We start from the raw sequence: 17,082 nt of genomic DNA on the forward strand, positions 1-17,082 counted from the left end.
GGGCGTAAGACTGCCCTCGCCCCGCCGCCAAGCGCGGCCCGAAAATGACAACAGGGCGCTAAGTGCCCGACGGGAGGATTGTGACCGTGAAGATCACGTCGATCGAGACGCTGCGTACCGAGGAATTCTCCAACGTCATCTGGGTGCGCGTTCACACCGACACCGGCGTGATCGGTCTCGGCGAGACCTTCTACGGCGCGGGCGCCGTCGAAGCGCAGATCCACGACACCTTTGCCGGCCGCCTGCTCGGCCGCAATCCCCTGCATATCGAAGCGATTCACCGCGATATGCTCAACCTGCCGATGGCGCAGTCCTCCACCGGCGTCGAATATCGCGCGGCGTCCGCGATCGACATCGCGCTGTGGGACCTGTTCGGCAAGGTCTGCGGCCAGCCGGTGCACCAGATGCTCGGCGGCCTCTGCCGTGACAAGCAGCGCATCTACAACACCTGCGCCGGCACGCAATATGTCCGGTCCACCAATATCAGCCCGGTCTCGAACTGGAATCTCGGTGCTGCCAAGGGACCCTACGAAGACCTCGACGGCTTCATGAACCGTGCCGATGCGCTGGCCGAAAGCCTGCTCGAAAGCGGCATCTCGGCGATGAAGATCTGGCCGTTCGATCCGGCGGCGCAGGAGAACAAGGGCCTCTACATCACGGCCGCGCAGATGAAGCAGGCGATCGAGCCGTTCGAGAAGATCCGCAAAGCGGTGGGCGACAAGATGGAGATCATGGTCGAGCTCCATTCGCTGTGGAATCTGCCGACCGCCAAGCAGATCGCGCGCGCGCTCGAGCCCTTCAAACCGACCTGGTACGAGGACCCGATCCGGATGAACTCGCCGCAGGCGCTGGCTGAATACGCCCGCTCCACCGACGTCTGGGTCTGCGCCAGCGAGACGCTGGGCTCGCGCTTCCCCTACAAGGACATGCTCGACCGCGACGCCATGCATGTGGTGATGGCGGACCTGTGCTGGACCGGCGGCCTCACCGAAGGGCGCAAGATCGCGGCCATGGCCGAGACCTATCACCGCCCCTTTGCTCCTCACGACTGCATCGGCCCGATCGGCTTCATCGCCGCCATCCACATGTCGTTCAGCCAGCCCAACACCTTGATCCAGGAATCGGTGCGCGCCTTCTACAAGGGCTGGTACAATGAGCTCGTCACCACGATGCCCGTGATCAAGGATGGCTATGTCTTCCCGATGGAAGGCCCTGGCCTTGGCGTCGACCTTCTGCCCGCCGTATTCGAGCGCTCCGATCTCATCGTGCGTCGCTCCAACGTCTAAGGACCTTCCGACATGAGCACTTCCCTGTTCGATCTCTCCGGCCGCACCGCGCTCGTCACCGGCTCGTCCCGCGGCCTCGGCCGCGCCATCGCCGAGGGCATGGCGAAGGCCGGCGCGAAGATCATCATCAACGGCGTCGATCCCAAACGCGTCGAGCAGGCCGTCGCCGAGTTTCGCGCCGCCGGCCACCAGGCCGAGGGCGCCGCGTTCAACGTCACCGACGAGCCCGCGATCGTCGCCGCCTTCAACGATTTCGACAAAAAGGGCATTGCAGTCGACATCGTCGTCAACAATGCCGGCATCCAGCACCGCAAGCCGCTGGTCGAGTTCACCACCGACGAATGGCGCAAGGTGATCGAGACCAACCTCACCAGCGCCTTCGTGATCGGCCGGGAAGCTGCCAAGCGCATGATCCCGCGCAAGCACGGCAAGATCATTAATATCGGCTCGCTCGGCAGCGAGCTCGCCCGCCCCACCATCGCGCCCTACACCGCGGCCAAGGGCGGCATCAAGAACCTGACCCGCTCGATGGCGGTGGAATGGGCCCAGCACGGCATCACGGCCAATGCGATCGGCCCCGGCTACATGCTGACCGACATGAACGAGGCGCTGGTCAACAACACCGACTTCAACAACTGGCTGATGGGCCGCATTCCCTCCAAGCGCTGGGGCAAGCCGGACGAGCTGGTGGGCGCCGCGATCTTCCTGGCGTCGGATGCCTCTACCTACGTCAACGGCCAGATCATCTATGTCGATGGCGGCATGATCGCCGCGATGTGACCCGCGAACAGGAGCAAGCCATGCGCGCCGTCGTCATCCACGCCCCCAAGGATCTGCGGATCGACAGCTATCCCGATCCGGCGCCCCGCCCGGGCGAGGTCCGCGTCAAGATCGCCAATGGCGGCATCTGCGGCTCCGACCTGCATTACTATCATCACGGCGGTTTCGGCGTCGTGCGCATCCAGCAGCCGATGGCGCTGGGCCACGAGATCGCCGGTGTGGTCGCTGCGGTCGGTGATGGCGTCACGGCCGTGAAGCCGGGCACACGCGTCGCGGTCAATCCAAGCAAGCCGTGCGGGGTGTGCCTGCATTGCCAGGAAGGCATGCGCAACCAGTGCCTCGACATGCGCTTCCTCGGCAGCGCGATGCGCTTTCCCCATGTGCAGGGCGGCTTCCGCGAATTCATCACGGTCGACGCCACGCAGGCCGTGCCGATCGCGGACAAGCTCTCGCTTGCGGAAGCCGCGGTCGCCGAGCCGCTCGCGGTATGCCTGCACGCCGGCAAGCAGGCCGGCCCCCTGCTCGGCAAGCGCGTGCTGATCACCGGGTGCGGCCCGATCGGCGCGCTGATGATTTTGGTGTCGCGCTTCGGCGGCGCATCCGAGATCGTGGTCACCGATGTCGCCGAGGCGCCGCTCGCGGTTGCGCGAAAACTCGGCGCGACGCACGCCATCAACGTCGCGGCCGATGCCACGGCGCTCGATCCCTGGCGCGCCGGCAAGGGCGTGTTCGACACGCTGTTCGAGGCCTCCGGCAATCAGGCGGCGCTGCGTGCCGCCCTCGACGTCCTGCGGCCCGGCGCGACGCTGGTGCAACTTGGCCTCGGCGGCGAGATGACGCTGCCGATCAATTCCATCGTCGCCAAGGAATTGCAGCTGCGCGGCACCTTCCGCTTCGACCCCGAGTTCGAGCTCGCGGTGCGGCTGATGGGCGAAGGCCTGATCGACGTCAAGCCGCTGATCACGGCCACCATGCCGTTCGAGAACGCGGTCGCCGCCTTCGAGCTCGCCAGCGACCGCTCGCAGTCGATGAAGGTGCAGCTTACTTTCTAGCTCCTTCGGCGGCCTGCTGGCTTTCGATCAGCCGGTCGCTGACCAGCCGAACCGCACCGCGTTTCCAGGAATAGTCCGCGCCGAGGCGCAAGCCGCTGTCGCCGCGCGCTAAAACCGCGCCGGTGCCGGCATCGCGCAGCTGGAAGCCGAGCGTGTATTCGGTGCGGCTGACCCGCCGCACCACGCCGATCAGCGATTGATCCGCACCGAGCTGTTTCGCAATCGCGGCCTCGCAACCACCGCAGTCGCGCAAGGCGCGCGCCTTCACTGCCTCGCCGCCCGCGCCGCCGACGTCGACGATGCGGTAGCGGCCGGACTGGCCGAGGACGTCGCGCACGCCGCCGGTGACGTCGGCCAGGTTCGATACGTCTGAAGCGGCCAAGGCACCGACTGACGCGGCCGTCATGTCCTCGAGCTCGAAATCGAACACGGCCAGCGCAACCGGCGCGGGCGTTGCAAGCGCCGCCATGACCTCCCGGGAGACGAAGATCTCGGCACGCTCCCATGATTCGTCATTGTCGCCGCGGAAGGTGTAGAGCTTGTCCATCACGAGCTTCTTGGCGCCGACGTCGATCACCGCGATCTTGGCCCATTGCACCAGCGTGCTCGTCTTCTGGATGCCGCCGATCACCTTGAACGCGGCCCCGTCCTGGGCGGAGGCCACCAGCCGGTAGCGCCCGCCTTCGCCGATGTCCCGCCTGAGCGCGGCCATGAACGCAGACAGCCGCCGCTCGTGGGCCGCGGTCTGGTTGGCCGGCTCGGCCGACGTGTCGGTGTAGCTGAAATCGTCCATGGCAACGCCGATGGCGGCCTCGGCGGCAGCCGGCGCACACGGCAGGACGAAGAGGAGCAGAGCAGGAAGGATCGATCGGGAGAGGTGCATGAGCGGGGCCTCGCGAGAACAGGCGGTTCGCAAAATCTCCGCGGCAGGCCGGGGCCCTGCAACGGCCGGCGTCCCGGGGAGCCCCGGGAAAATTTCACGACGTTGCACTGCGGTAACGCGTGGTGCTTTGCGTGGCTGGCGTTCTGCCGTTTAATGCCGAGGCGACAAAACCGTTCGCGCAAGGTGCTCCCCGATGTGGAACCGCCCGAGATTCGATCTCAAGGTCCGTCTGACGTTGCGCGTGGCGGCCATAACGGCCGCCTGCTTCGCCGCGATCTCCGCCTATTTCCTGATCGCCGCCGACCGCGACGCCCATGCGCGCATCGACAGCATCGCCGCGATCGTGGCGAAATCGCTGGAGCTGCAGCAAGGCAAGATCCAGTGGGTGGCCGGTCCGCGCGACTTCCCCAACCTCGACCCCGTCGCCGCCTATGTGATGACCCCCGGCCTCTGCCTGGCCTTCCGCGGCGCGAGCGGCGAGATGCTGCAGCGGTTCTGCAGCGGTGCGCCGGCTCCGGCGAGCCCGCCGCCGCAGGCCTTTACCGCCTTCTATCGCAGCCTGTTCGACCCAGGCCGCGAGGCGGCGCGGCCCGTGATCGTGCGCGGCGCCAAGCTCGGTGAGACCGTGGTGTCGGTCGATCCCGCGGTGCAGACGGCGGAGGCCTGGCACGAGGCCGGCCGTCTGATGATTGCGCTGGCGATCGCGCTGCCGCTGTTGTGCCTGCTGGTCTACGCGGCGCTGGCGCGCGCGCTGCGCCCCACCCGCCTGATCTGCACCGGCCTCGAGCGGATCGCGGCCAACGACCTCGCGGCGCGGCTGCCGCCGTTCGATCTCGCCGAGCTCTCCGCGATCCGCGACGGCTTCAACCATCTCGCCGAAAACCTCGACAATGCGCTGGCCGAACGCAGCGAGCTGACGCGCAAGCTGATCGCGCTGCAGGACGACGAGCGCCGCCATCTCGCCCGCGAGCTGCATGACGAGTTCGGTCAGTCGCTGGCCGCGATCCGCGCGCTGGCCTCCTCCGCCCGCCAGACCGCCGCGCAGGACTGCCCCGCTTTGCTGTCCGAATGCGACGGTATCGCGCGCACTGCGACCGGCATGATGGAGACGCTGCGCGGCGCGCTGTTCCGGCTTCGGCCTCCCGATGTCGAGGAGCTCGGACTCGTTGCCAGCCTCGAGGGCCTCGTCGCGGGCTGGAACGGACGCAGCCGCGGCGAGACGCGTTTCACGATCCAGTTCGAGGGGGCGTTCGAGACCCTGCCCGCCACGATCAGCGCCAACCTCTACCGCATCGTGCAGGAGGCACTCACCAACGCCGCCAAGCATGCCGGCGCCACCAAGGTCGGCCTGCATCTGACGATGGCGGCAGACGAGATCGCCCTTGCCATCGACGATGACGGCCGGCCCAGCGATGCCTCGAGCAAGTCAGGCATGGGCCTGCTCGGCATGCGCGAGCGCGTTGCCGCCCTGCGCGGCCGCATGACCTTTGAAGTCGGCCAGAACGGGGGCTCGGCGCTGCGCGTCGTCATTCCGCTCGCCGCCGGCGAACCGCAGGTGCTGGAGCATGCGGCATGAGTGCTGCCGATGCGTCGATCCTGCTGGTCGACGACCATTCCGTGGTCCGCGAAGGCTATCGCTCCGTGCTGCAGAAGCAGCCGGGCCTGCGCGTCATTGCCGAGGCGGCCGACGGCGCGGAGGCTTACCGGCTGTACAAGTCCGAGACGCCCGATCTCGTCATCATGGATTTGAGCATGCCCGGCATCGGCGGGATCGAGGCGATCAGGCGGATCAGGCAGTGGGACAAGGGCGCAAGGATCCTCATCTTCACCATGCACCAGAATGCAGGCTTCGCCGTGCAGGCGATCCGCGCCGGCGCGAGGGGCTACGTCACCAAGACCAGTCCGCCGGAAACGCTGGTGCGCGCCGTGATGGACGTGCTCGCCGGCAAGATCGCCATCAGCCCCGACATCGACCACGAGCTGGCGCTGAGCCGGCTCGGCGGCGAAAGCTCGGCCGCCGACGTCCTCACCGCACGCGAGTTCGAGGTGCTGCGGCTGCTGCTCGCCGAGAAGACGACCGACGAGATCGCCGAGACGCTCCATGTCAGCCCGAAGACGGTGGCGAACCTGCATTCGCTGATCAAGGACAAGCTCGGCGTCGGCTCCGACATCGAGCTGGTCCGCCTCGCGCTGCGCCAGGGCCTGTTGACGGAGCCCGATCTCGGCGAAGCCTGAGCGGTCACCTGCCTAAGGCGCAAGCCGCGTTCCATCGGGTGCAAATGCCTCGACCGTGTCGCCGATCGCGAACGACATCATGTCGCGCCCGACGAGCAGAGGTCCCTTGTAGCTCGTACGGGTGCGCAGGATCAGCGGCTCCTCCGGAATGTCGGCGACGGGCTTCACCGTGCCGAACACAATGTGGGAGTATACGGCGAGCTTCGGCCTGGCGGACGCAAAGATCAGGCCCGCCTCCTCGGGCGAAGTGTGGTGCGCCTGAATGTCCTTGTAGACCGGACTCTTGACCAGCAGCTCCGGCTCGATCACGGCGACCTCGTGGATCAGCAGATCGGCGCCCTCCGCCGCCTTCGCGATCCGCTGATCGTACTTGGTGTCGCCTGACAAAACCACTTTATGGCCGCCATACTCGACGACGTAGCCGAAGGACGGCTTGATCTTCTCGCCGTGATTGACCTCGATCGCGGAGACCCTGACACCGTTGCTGTCGTAAACGGGCCCGGCTTCTATGTCCTTTGCGGCAAATCTGATTGCTTCGGGATCGAGGTGCTCGTCATCGATACGAATGCGGATGTCGTCGGCAAAAGCCTTTGTCAGGTTCTCCGCCATCGCGACGGAGCCCTTGGGCCCATAGAGCTTCATCGGTCCCTTGCGGGACGCCCAGGGCGTGGCGAGCCAGCCGGTCAGCCACATATCGGGAAGGCCGACGAGGTGGTCGGAATGCAGATGGGTGATGAAACTCGCCGTGATCGCGCCGAGCGGGATCTTTAGTTTGTAGAGCTGCATGGTCGAGCCGCGGCCGAGATCGAACAGCAGCTTCTCGTTGCCTGCCTCCACCAGCGTCGAAGCACTGAAGCTGGTCGGACGCGGAGTCGGAACCCCGGTGCCGAGCAGCGTCACCTTGATCGGTTCGGCCGAGGCGGCGATCGTCAGCGCGAGCAGCACGACGCCTGCCCGCAAAATAGTCTTGAGCATAGTCTTGTTCCCCGAGAGTCAGATTATTGCAGTGTCGCCACGTTCATTCGCGCGCGACCACCTGGTCCAGCCACGCGCAGTTCAGCGGCGGCACGCGCGGGTCGGCGACGCGGACGCCGCGGGCCGCTGCATCCAGCCGCATGTCGCGCAGGCGCTTGCGCTGCTCTTCCGGCATATGGAGCCGCTCGTGTCCCCACAGGGACGGGCCGTCAAAAGTCTCGTGCGGCTGCCAGGTGTCGGGATCGATGACGCGCGCGCCCCAGCCATATTCGATGAAGAAGCCGGACGGCGTGTTCACATAGAATGAGGTCATGTGGTCGTTGGTGTGCCGTCCCAGCGTGTAGGCGACGCGGCCCTCTTCGAGCTGTGCCAGGTCGTAGCCCTGCCCGACATCGTCGAGACTTCCGAGCTCGACCATGAAGTGATGCAGTGCCTTCCGCCCGGAGCCGACCATCGCAAAGCTGTGGTGGCGGCCGTTGACGTGGAAGAAGTACAACCCATACGGCTTCAGTCCGAAATCCGAGACGTGGAAGCCGAGCACGTCGCGATAGAACGGCAGCAGCGGCTCGACATCCTCCACGTTGAGCACGACATGCCCCATGCCGAGCGCGCCGGTGCGAAAACCCGAGATGGGGCGGCCCGGCTTGAACGGCTCGATCGCCAGTTCCGGCTCGCAGAAAGCCTCGAGCCGATTGCCCGCGGGGTCAGTGAACCAGATCAGCTCGGTGACATGCCGCTCGTCGGCGAGCGCGCGCGCACCGCGCGTCACCTTGACGCCCTGGCTTTCGAGCCGTCCCGCCAATTGATCAAGCTCTGCCGTGGACGGAACTTCCCACCCCATCACCGCAAGGCCTGCGTCACTGCTGCCGTCGACGATGAGCCGCTGCTTGCGGTCGTCCATGCGGAAAGCGCGCATCTTGCCGCCGCGATCGACCTGCTGCATGCCGAGCAGCCCCGTTGCCATCCGGCCCCACTGGTCGAGCTGCGATGAGTTGATGCCGATATAGCCGAGCGCGGTGATTTCCATCGAAGTCCTCCAGAAGGCATCGCGTGCGCCGCAAGACGGCGAGCTTGATACCGGCAGCGCGCGATCTTAACGTGGTGTTCCGCAATCGCTTCGCGTTCGCAACGATAATCGCGGGACCGTGCACCACAAGGGAGGAAATGCGAAGTGTCCAAGGAGCGGACGGGGCCGGGCGCGCCGCGGCAGTCGGAAGGCGTCCGCGCCTTCAAGCGCGGGCTTGACGTGCTGCGCGAGGTCAACCGCTCCGGCGGCATCCGCGCAGGCGACGTCGCCCGTGCGCTCGACCTGCCCCGTCCCACCGTCTACCGCCTGCTCGAGACATTGGAGGAACTGGGATATATCGCGCGCAGCGCCAGCGATGACCGCTTTCGGGTGACCCGGCGAGCCCTGAGCCTCGGCGACGGCTACGATCCCGGCGTGGTGATTTGCCAGGGGGCGGCGCCCTACCTTGCCGAGCTCAGCAAGACCCTGGTCTGGCCGGTCGATCTCTCGACGTATGAGAACGCTGCGATGGTCGTCCAGGAGACCACCCACGCGCGCAGCCCGCTCTCGATCGACCGCGGCATGATCGGCAAGCGCCTGCCGATGCTGCGCACCTCCGCCGGCCGGGCCTATCTCGCCGCCTGCCCGCCGCGCGAACGGGACCTCATCATCAATCATCTGCGCCGCATCGACGAGGCCGACGACCGTCCGTTCCTCGATGCAGCGCGGCTCGACCGCATGATCGCCGAGACGCAGGCGCGCCGCTACGCGATCCGCAGCGAGGGCGAGTTCAACCCCAAGACGGCGTCGATCGCGGTGCCGATCGTGCGGGATGGAGCCGTCTTCGGCTGCATCTCCATCATCTGGATTCGCTCGGCGCTGCGCATCGACGAGGCAATTGCGCAATTTGCAGCGCAGCTTCAGGAGACGGCTGCGGCCATTCCGGTCGATGTCTAGGCCGATCCGTCCGCTGGGCGGACACTTCGGCCGGCGGCGTTGATGCTGCGACGCGGCTTGGGGAAGAGATGGCCCCATGCAAAATAGATCCGCCCCCGAAGAGTTCGATGTCGTGATCGTCGGCCGTGGTCCGGTCGGCGCCACCCTCGCCAACCTGCTGGGCCTGTGCGGCATCCGGACCTTGGTGCTGGAGCGCGAGGGGCAGACCTATCATTTGCCGCGCGCGGTCCATTTCGACGACGAATGCATGCGCGTGTTCCAGACCATCGGACTCGCCGACGCCATCCTGCCCCACGTGATCCTCAGCCCCGGCATGCGGTTTCTGGACGCGGGCGGCAAGATGCTGTTGGACTGGTCGCGGCCGCAGAATTTGACGCCGATGGGCTGGCATCTCAGCTATCGCTTTCACCAGCCGGATCTGGAGGATGTCCTGATCGGCGGTCTTGCCCGCTTTCCCCACGTCATCTTGCGCAGCCGCTGTGATGTGTTCGCACTCGATCAGGATGAGCATGGCGTGCGCGTCCGCTACGAAGACCTCACGAACGGACAACTCACCGAGGTCCGCGCCCGCTATGTGATCGGCTGCGATGGCGCCCGGTCTCTGGTCCGCCGCTTCATCGGCTCCGGCATGGACGATCTCGGCTTCCACGAGCGATGGCTGGTGATCGACGTGCTCCTCAAGCGAGCGCGTGACGATCTAGGCGATTACAGCTTGCAGCATTGCGATCCCAGACGGCCCGCGACCTATGTCCGCGGCACCGGAACGCGGCGGCGCTGGGAGATCACGGTTCTCGCGGACGAGGATTCTCACGAGATCGCGCAACCGGCAAAGGTCTGGGAATTGCTGTCGCGCTGGGTCACGCCAGACGATGCCGAGATCGAGCGCGCCGCGGTCTACACCTTTCATTCCGTGATCGCAAAGCAATGGCGGCATGGAAGATTGCTGCTCGCGGGCGATTCCGCGCACCAAACCCCGCCCTTCCTCGGCCAGGGCATGTGCGCGGGCATCCGCGATGCCGCCAACCTCGCCTGGAAGCTCGACGCCATTATCCGGGGCGCCGCCACGGCCGATCTGCTCGACACCTATCAGAGCGAGCGCCTCCCGCATGTGCGCGAGTTCATCGAACTCGCCATCCGTCTCGGTGGCGTGATCAACACCAAGGCGATCCAAGCGGGTCTCGCTGCGGGCGAGGCTCGCGAGAACGCCCCAGTGAAGCTCGAGGTGAGGAAGCCCCTGCTCGGACCTGGACTAGCGCCCCGCGACATGCCGCTCGCAGGAGATCTGGCGCCGCAATTCGAGCTTCGGGACGGCAGCCGCAGCGATGATCGGGTGGGCTACGGCCATGCGCTGCTCGTCGCAGACACTTCTGCCCTTTCCTCGCGGCCGGCGCTTGTACAGGCGGGACTCAAGATCCTGGCCAGCGACGATTCCGCCGGCATCGGCGAGTGGCTGAGTCGGCACGGCATCATCGCCGCACTGGTTCGTCCCGACCGCTATGTGCGCGGCGCCGCGCGGAACGAGATCGAACTCGACCAGCTCATCGGCGCCATCACGCCTCTCACCCACGTGCCGTCCGCGGCCTGACCAAGCATTTCTCAAGGATATCTCATGAAGCTCCTCTCTTTCACCGCTAACGGCCGCGCCTCGTTCGGCGCCGTCAAGGACAACGGAATCGTCGATCTCGGCGCGCGCATGGCGCCCTGCTCCACGTTGCGGCAGTTGCTTGAATCGGACGGCCTCACCGAGGCGGCAAAGCTCGTCGCCTCGACGGCACTTGATCATCCGCTCGACAAGGTCAGATTCGCTCCAGTGATCCCCGATCCCGGCAAGATCATCTGCGTCGGCCTGAACTACCGCGACCACGTCGCGGAGACTGGCCGCACGGTGACTGAGAAGCCAGCGCTGTTCGCACGCTTCGCCTGCAGCCAGGTCGGCCATCTCCAGCCGATCGTGAAGCCGAAGGTGAGCGACGATTTCGATTATGAAGGCGAGCTCGCATTGGTCATCGGCAAGGCGGGCCGCAACATTCCGGCGAACCGCGCGCTCGATCACGTCGCCGGCTATTCCTGCTACAACGAAGGCAGCGTCCGCGACTGGCAGCGCCACACCAGCCAGTTCCTCTCCGGCAAGAGCTTTGCCGAGAGCGGCAGCTTCGGCCCGTGGCTGGTGACGGCGGATGAAATTCCGGATCCATCCAGCCTCAGCTTGCAGACGCGCCTCAACGGCAACGTGGTGCAGAACACCACGACCGACCTCCTGATCACCGCGATCCCCGAGTTGATCGCCTACATCTCCACGATCTGCCCGCTCGTCGCCGGCGATGTCATCGTGACGGGCACGCCGGGCGGCGTGGGCGCCAAGCGCACGCCGCCGCTGTGGATGCGGCCGGGCGACACCGTCGAGGTCGAGATTTCCGGCATCGGCACCTTGCGCAACACGGTGATCGCCGAACCGGCCTGAGCTTCGCGACTGATCAACCAACGATAAAATCAGGAAACGCCATGAACTCTTCTCGCTCGCTGTCTACCGCCATCATGCTGACGACGCTGGCGCTCGCATGCCCTGCCGCGCGCGCCGAGATCAAAGGCGAGACCATCCGCATCGGCGTGCTGACCGACATGAACGGCGTCTTCGCCACCGCGATGGGCCCGGGCTCGGTCGAGGCGGCGCGGATGGCCGCGGAGGAGTTCGGCGGCAAGATCAACGGCAAGCCGATCGAGATCCTGCAGGCCGATCACCAGAACAAGCCGGATCTGGCGGCATCGCTCGCCCGCAAATGGTTCAGCGACGGCGTCCAGGCGATTGCCGACGGCGGCAGCTCCGGCGCCGCCCTCGCCGTGCAGGAGCTGGTCCGCGGCAACGGAAAGATCTTCCTCGTCTCCGGCGCCGGCGCCAACCAGCTCACCGATGAGGCCTGTGCGCCGACCAGCGTGCAATGGACCCAGGACGCCTATTCCACGGCGACCGCCGTGGTCTCAGGCATCATGCAGACCAGCAAGGAGCCGTGGTTCTTCATCACCGGCGACTACGCCTTCGGCCATTCGATCGAGGCGACGGCACGAGCTCGCATCGGCGAACTCGGCGGCAAGGTCGCCGGCGGCGTCAAGGCGCAGCTCGGCACGCCCGATTTCAGCTCGTTCCTGCTGCAGGCCCAGTCCTCGGGCGCGAAGATCCTCGCCATCAACGTGGCCGGAGACAATGCCACCGCGATCAAGCAGGCCGAGGAATTCGGCCTCGCCGATCAGGGAATCAAGATCGTGCCGATGTCGTTCCAGAACGTCGACATCGAGGCGGTCGGGTTGAAGGCAACCCGTGGCGACCTCATCGTCACCTCGTTCTTCGAGGACGTCTCGCCGGCAGCCAGGAAATTCTCCGATGCGTTCTTTGCGCGCCGAAAGGCGATGCCGTCGCAGATCCAGGCCGGCGTCTATTCCGCCGTGCGCCATTATCTGCAGGCGATCAAGGACACCGATTCCGACGACAGCGCAACCGTGATGGCCAAGATGAAGGCGACCCCGGTGTCGGACGCCTACACGCCCAACGGCCGCATCCGCGAAGACCAGCGCATGGTGCACGACCTCTATCTGGTGCAGGTCAAGACGCCGCAGGAGTCCAAAGGCCCCTGGGATTTCGTCAAGCTGGTCGCGACCATCCCGCCCGACCAGGCCTTCCGCCCGCTCGACCGCAGCAAATGCGGCTTGGTCGGCAAGTAGCAGCTTACGCCAGATAACGCACCAGCTGGCCTTCCATCGCATAGAGCGCGCAGAGCGCCAGGCTCGACCACACCGCGGCGCTGAAATACAGGAACATCCAGGTCAGCTCGCCTTTCCAGTGCGCGATGTCGTGGGTCACCACCCAGCGCGTCGAAACGTCATGCAGGCCTTCGAGGAAGCCGAGAAACCTGTTGCCCTCGGCGTGCCCTGCCCGCCAGCGGCTGAGATACATGGGAACGTCGACGGTGACGAGAAAGGCGAGGAAGCAGGCGATGCCGACGATGCCCGACATCAGCGCCCAGCGCACCACGCCCTGGAATTCCGGCATCAGGCGGCACAGCGCGATGCCGGCGAGGAAGAAGGTCACGGCCCACAGCGAATTCTCGATCGCGTTGAAGAGGAAGTTGGTCGTCACCACCGCGTACCAGGAGAAGCACTCCGCGATGATGATGATGGGCACGATCACGAGCGCGATGTTCACCGCGGTCTCCGCGCCCGTCATCTTGCCGAGCTGATGCAGGATGATGGCCCATTGCGCGACGAAGCAGAGCTCGGCCACGGTCGCGACGGTGCGGCCGACCACGACGCTCGACAGCCAGGTGTCGAACAGGCAGATGCGCTGCACGTCCGCGCGCGGCAGGAACGAGCGGAACGCGCAGCCGAACACGTAGCCGGCGCAGAGCAGGAACATCAGCCCGATGTCCGAGCCGCCGCCCGCACTTCCTGCGACCGTCGGGTAGAACTCGCGGTACAGCATGAACCAGACCAGGATATTGGCCGCGCTCACGAGCGTGAGAGACCCCCACCACCACGCGAGGGGATTTGACCGCGCCTGCCACTGCAACATGAGCCGCTCCGAGAATTATCGGTGAATTATCGATCTGACATGTCGACGTAATAATCCTGTCACAAGACGGCATGCAATCACGACAAAAATCCGTGTGGTCGCCTCGCTCGCGCGCGTTCTTCAGTGAAACTTCGCAGCAACTCTCGTGTCCACATATCGGACAAATTTTGCATTGCCGATGAATCTATTAGACAAAAGCGACGCGTCCGTTCGATAGTCAGGAATGGCTACGAAAGACTCGCCCAAGCCGCGACATGCGCCCTCCTCCGCCGCCGCCGTGCTGGCGGAGAGCGTCGATGACGCCGCCTTCGCCACGACGCTGGCGAAGGGGCTGGTCGTGCTCGAAGCGTTCAAGGCCGGCAGCACACTGCTCGGCAACATGGAGCTGTCGACGCTGACGGGCATTCCGCGGCCGACGGTTGCGCGGCTCACCCACACGCTGGCCGAACTCGGCTACCTCCGTTACGACGCCGAGCGGGCGAAGTACCGCGTCGCTGCGCGGGCGCTACGGATCGCGCATCCGCTGCTTGCGGGCATGCAATTCCGCCAGGTGGCGCGGCCCATGATGCAGGAGCTGGCGCTCAGCGTCCGCGGCACGGTCTCGATCGGCCTGCTCGACGCCACCTCGATGATCTATGTCGAGACCGCGCGCTCCGGCGATGTCGGGCCGCACGCGCCCGACATCGGCATGCCAATTCCCGTGGTGATGACCGCGATGGGACGCGCCGCGGCAGCGACCTTGCCGCCGGCCGATGCCGAGCGGCTCGAACGGAACATCGCCACCGAGGACGCCGAGTTATGGTCGGCCTTCCGTGACAAGTACCGCGCCGGGATCACGCAATGCAAAAGCCGCGGCTTCTGCACCTGCTGGGGCGAGTACATGGCTTCGATCCATGCCGTCGCCGCGCCGCTGTTCCACGTCAGCGAATCCAGGCAGTCGTTCTCGATCAATTGCGGCATCCCCGCGTTCCGCCTCCAGCCGGGCCAGCTGGAAGGCGAGATCGGTCCGCGCATCGCGGCGCTCGCCGACAGCATCCGCGCCATCGTCGGACAGGCGGCCCCCGCGCCGCCGGCGCGCAAGACCAAGAAGACCAACACCGGGACGTGAGATGGCTGGGCCGCTCGAAGGTTTGAGAGTTCTCGACATCGCGACCATCATCGCAGCGCCCTTTGCCGCGACGCTGCTGGCCGACTACGGCGCCGAGGTGCTCAAGATCGAGATGCCCGGCCAGGGCGACGGCGTGCGGGCGTTTCCGCCATTCAAGGACGGCAAGCCGCTGTGGTGGAAGGCGGCCAACCGCAACAAGAAGTTCGCCACGCTCGACCTGCGCACACCGGATGGGCTTGCGCTATTCAAGCAGCTGCTGCCGCGCTTCGACGTGCTGATCGAGAATTTCCGTCCGGGAACGCTCGACCGCTGGGGCTTGCCTAAGGAGGTGCTGTGGTCGATCCAGCCGCGCCTCGTGATCCTGCGCGCCACCGCTTTCGGGCAAGATGGCCCCTATCGCGAGCGGCCCGGCTTTGCCCGCATCTTCGAGGCCATGGGCGGGCTCACCTACATCACCGGGGAGAGCGAGGGCGAGCCGACCCACCCCGGTTATCCGATCGGGGATTCGATCGGCGGCCTGTTCGGCGCCGTCGGCGTGCTGGCGGCGCTGTGGAAACGGGCGCGTGACCCGAATGCGCCCGGCGAGGAGATCGATCTTTCGCTGACGGAGGCGACCTTCCGCCTGCTCGACGTCCTCGCCATCGAGCACGACCAGCTCGGCGCCGTTCGCAGCCGGATCGGCAATGCCAACGGCTATTCGGCGCCAGCCGCCGTATTTCGCACCCAAGACGATCATTGGGTGACGCTCGCAGGTTCGACCAACGCACTGTTTGCGGCGAACTGCCGGGCGATCGAACGGCCCGACCTCATCGACGATCCGCGCTTCGCCAGCAACGACCGGCGCGTCAAGCACGCTTCCGAGCTCAACGACATCTTCGCCGGCTGGTGTGCCGCCCATCCCCTCGATGACGTCCTCGCAAGGTTCAACTCAGCGCAGGGAACGCTCGCCCCGATCTATTCGATCGACCAGATCGCCGACGACCCGCAAATGAAAGCGCGCGAGGTGATCACGCGCGTGGCTGACCGGGATTTCGGCACGGTTGCCATGACCAATGTCGTTCCGCGCTTCACCAATGATCCCGCGCAAATGCGTCACGCCGCCGGCGACGTCGGCCAGGACAATGACGAGGTCTTTCGCAATTGGCTCGGCCTGACCGAGCAGGAGATCGAACGGCTCACCGAGCGAAAGGTGATCTGAAACTAACGAGAAGACTTACAATAAAGGGAGGAAGAGATCGTGGCATCGCACGACGTCACACGACGAACCCTGCTGGGCACAATCGCAGGCGGCCTTCTGGCCGGCTCAAGCCTGACGGCACGGGCCGAAGATGCATGGCCCTCGCGCATGGTGCGGCTGATTTCGCCCTACGGGCCGGGCGGCTCCAACGACATTTCGCTGCGCCTGCTCGCCGAAGAGTTCGGCCGCAATCTCCGTCAGCAATTCATCGTCGAGAACAAGCCGGGTGCCGGCACCCGCATCGCCAACGACATGGTCGCCCATGCCCCGGGCGACGGCTACACCCTGCTCTACGTCGCGGCGCCCTACGCGACCGCCGAGGCGCTGTTCGGCAAGCTGACCTATGACCGCAAGGATCTGCAGCCGGTCGCGATGGTCGTGGTCGCGCCGCTGTTTCTCATCATCAGCGCCGACGCACCATTCAAGACGCTTCCCGAATTGATCGCCTACGGCAAGTCGAAGCCGGATGGGCTGACCTTTGCTTCGCCCGGCGCCGGCTCGCAGCCGCACCTCGCAGGTGAGCTCCTGTTCCGCGACGCCGGCGTCAAGGGTCTCAACATCCCGTTCCGGGGTGATGCGGCCTCCTACACGGAGCTGCTCGCCGGACGCGTCGATGCCACGCTGACGGCGCTGCCGACTGCCCTGCCCTACATCCAGAGCGGAAAGTTCATCGTGCTCGGCGTCGCCTCGCCCGAGCGCAGCGCACTCTATCCGCATGCACCCACGCTGCGCGAGCAGGGCTTTCCCAACGTCGCCGCCGCCGGCTGGTACGGCTTCATGGCGCCCGCCACGACGCCGCCCGGGATCGTCGACAAGTTCCAGGCCGAAGTCCTGCGCGCGCTGGCAGAGCCCGCGATCAAGGACAAGCTGACCGCTCAAGGTCTGGAGGTGCGCGCAGGCACTGCCACCGAGTTCGGCCGGTTCATCGATGCCGAGACCCAGAAGTGGACCAAGCTGATCCGCGACGCCGGGCTCAAGGGCGAATGATCGCAGGCAACAGGG

At 66.0% G+C, this 17,082-nt stretch carries 16 protein-coding genes; 12 read left to right on the plus strand and 4 right to left on the minus strand.

Annotated elements, in window-relative coordinates; genetic code table 11:
• Positions 1 to 86: 86 nt before the first annotated feature.
• Genes RPS27_RS28070 through RPS27_RS28080 form a run of 3 tightly spaced genes read left to right on the plus strand, consistent with a single transcriptional unit; the run spans position 87 to position 3,118 of the window.
• On the plus strand, positions 87 to 1,286 hold the full coding sequence (locus RPS27_RS28070) for a mandelate racemase/muconate lactonizing enzyme family protein (protein ID WP_212068524.1): 1,200 nt from the start codon (positions 87 to 89) through the stop codon (positions 1,284 to 1,286).
• A gap of 12 nt (positions 1,287 to 1,298) precedes the next feature.
• The gene (locus RPS27_RS28075; RefSeq protein ID WP_211419256.1) at positions 1,299 to 2,066 is read left to right on the plus strand and encodes an SDR family oxidoreductase; all 768 of its coding nucleotides are present in this window, start codon (positions 1,299 to 1,301) and stop codon (positions 2,064 to 2,066) included.
• 20 nt (positions 2,067 to 2,086) lie between these two features.
• Positions 2,087 to 3,118, plus strand: a complete 1,032-nt coding sequence (locus RPS27_RS28080; RefSeq protein ID WP_212068523.1) for an L-idonate 5-dehydrogenase — start codon at positions 2,087 to 2,089, stop codon at positions 3,116 to 3,118.
• Here RPS27_RS28080 and RPS27_RS28085 read toward each other — a convergent pair.
• Positions 3,108 to 4,001: a DUF3280 domain-containing protein gene (locus tag RPS27_RS28085; RefSeq protein ID WP_212068522.1), complete on the minus strand. Its 894-nt coding sequence runs from the start codon at positions 3,999 to 4,001 to the stop codon at positions 3,108 to 3,110. The genes RPS27_RS28080 and RPS27_RS28085 overlap by 11 nt on opposite strands.
• A 193-nt stretch (positions 4,002 to 4,194) precedes the next feature.
• Between RPS27_RS28085 and RPS27_RS28090 the strand changes: the two genes are divergently transcribed.
• On the plus strand, positions 4,195 to 5,577 hold the full coding sequence (locus RPS27_RS28090) for a HAMP domain-containing sensor histidine kinase (protein WP_212068521.1): 1,383 nt from the start codon (positions 4,195 to 4,197) through the stop codon (positions 5,575 to 5,577).
• Positions 5,574 to 6,236, plus strand: coding sequence for a response regulator transcription factor (locus tag RPS27_RS28095; RefSeq protein WP_194402702.1), 663 nt, complete (start codon positions 5,574 to 5,576; stop codon positions 6,234 to 6,236). Before RPS27_RS28090 ends, RPS27_RS28095 begins: the two co-directional genes overlap by 4 nt.
• A gap of 12 nt (positions 6,237 to 6,248) precedes the next feature.
• Here RPS27_RS28095 and RPS27_RS28100 read toward each other — a convergent pair whose 3' ends face one another.
• Together RPS27_RS28100 and RPS27_RS28105 are read right to left on the minus strand one after the other, a co-directional pair.
• Positions 6,249 to 7,211, minus strand: a complete 963-nt coding sequence (locus tag RPS27_RS28100; RefSeq protein WP_212068520.1) for an MBL fold metallo-hydrolase — start codon at positions 7,209 to 7,211, stop codon at positions 6,249 to 6,251.
• Between the two features lie 43 nt (positions 7,212 to 7,254).
• Positions 7,255 to 8,238, minus strand: coding sequence for a VOC family protein (locus RPS27_RS28105; RefSeq protein ID WP_212068519.1), 984 nt, complete (start codon positions 8,236 to 8,238; stop codon positions 7,255 to 7,257).
• Positions 8,239 to 8,382: 144 nt separating this feature from the next.
• Between RPS27_RS28105 and RPS27_RS28110 the strand changes: the two genes are divergently transcribed.
• The 4 genes from RPS27_RS28110 (at position 8,383) to RPS27_RS28125 (ending at position 12,888) form a co-directional block, all read left to right on the plus strand.
• Positions 8,383 to 9,174: a DNA-binding transcriptional regulator gene (locus RPS27_RS28110; RefSeq protein ID WP_194402705.1), complete on the plus strand. Its 792-nt coding sequence runs from the start codon at positions 8,383 to 8,385 to the stop codon at positions 9,172 to 9,174.
• A 76-nt stretch (positions 9,175 to 9,250) separates the two neighbouring features.
• Positions 9,251 to 10,759, plus strand: coding sequence for a bifunctional 3-(3-hydroxy-phenyl)propionate/3-hydroxycinnamic acid hydroxylase (locus RPS27_RS28115; protein ID WP_212068518.1), 1,509 nt, complete (start codon positions 9,251 to 9,253; stop codon positions 10,757 to 10,759).
• Between the two features lie 24 nt (positions 10,760 to 10,783).
• A complete protein-coding gene (locus RPS27_RS28120) occupies positions 10,784 to 11,635 on the plus strand; it encodes a fumarylacetoacetate hydrolase family protein (RefSeq protein WP_212068517.1) in 852 nt (283 codons plus the stop codon).
• Positions 11,636 to 11,676: 41 nt separating this feature from the next.
• Positions 11,677 to 12,888 carry an ABC transporter substrate-binding protein gene (locus RPS27_RS28125; RefSeq protein WP_212068516.1) on the plus strand — a complete coding sequence of 404 codons (1,212 nt, stop codon included), beginning with the start codon at positions 11,677 to 11,679 and terminating at the stop codon, positions 12,886 to 12,888.
• A gap of 4 nt (positions 12,889 to 12,892) precedes the next feature.
• Here RPS27_RS28125 and RPS27_RS28130 read toward each other — a convergent pair whose 3' ends face one another.
• Positions 12,893 to 13,735 carry a hypothetical protein gene (locus RPS27_RS28130; RefSeq protein WP_194402709.1) on the minus strand — a complete coding sequence of 281 codons (843 nt, stop codon included), beginning with the start codon at positions 13,733 to 13,735 and terminating at the stop codon, positions 12,893 to 12,895.
• 223 nt (positions 13,736 to 13,958) lie between these two features.
• Here RPS27_RS28130 and RPS27_RS28135 point away from each other — a divergent pair, with 223 nt between their 5' ends.
• From RPS27_RS28135 to RPS27_RS28145, 3 genes are read left to right on the plus strand one after another with little or no spacing between them, the layout of a single operon-like run.
• A complete protein-coding gene (locus RPS27_RS28135; protein ID WP_212068515.1) occupies positions 13,959 to 14,843 on the plus strand; it encodes an IclR family transcriptional regulator in 885 nt (294 codons plus the stop codon).
• Between the two features lies 1 nt (position 14,844).
• Positions 14,845 to 16,041 (plus strand): CaiB/BaiF CoA-transferase family protein, encoded by a 1,197-nt coding sequence (locus RPS27_RS28140; protein WP_212068514.1) that lies wholly within the window; start codon positions 14,845 to 14,847, stop codon positions 16,039 to 16,041.
• A 39-nt stretch (positions 16,042 to 16,080) separates the two neighbouring features.
• Positions 16,081 to 17,067, plus strand: a complete 987-nt coding sequence (locus RPS27_RS28145; protein ID WP_212068513.1) for a Bug family tripartite tricarboxylate transporter substrate binding protein — start codon at positions 16,081 to 16,083, stop codon at positions 17,065 to 17,067.
• Positions 17,068 to 17,082 lie beyond the last annotated feature (15 nt).

Origin of the sequence: Bradyrhizobium sp. WYCCWR 12699, assembly GCF_032144035.1 — a bacterium.
GTDB lineage: Bacteria > Pseudomonadota > Alphaproteobacteria > Rhizobiales > Xanthobacteraceae > Bradyrhizobium.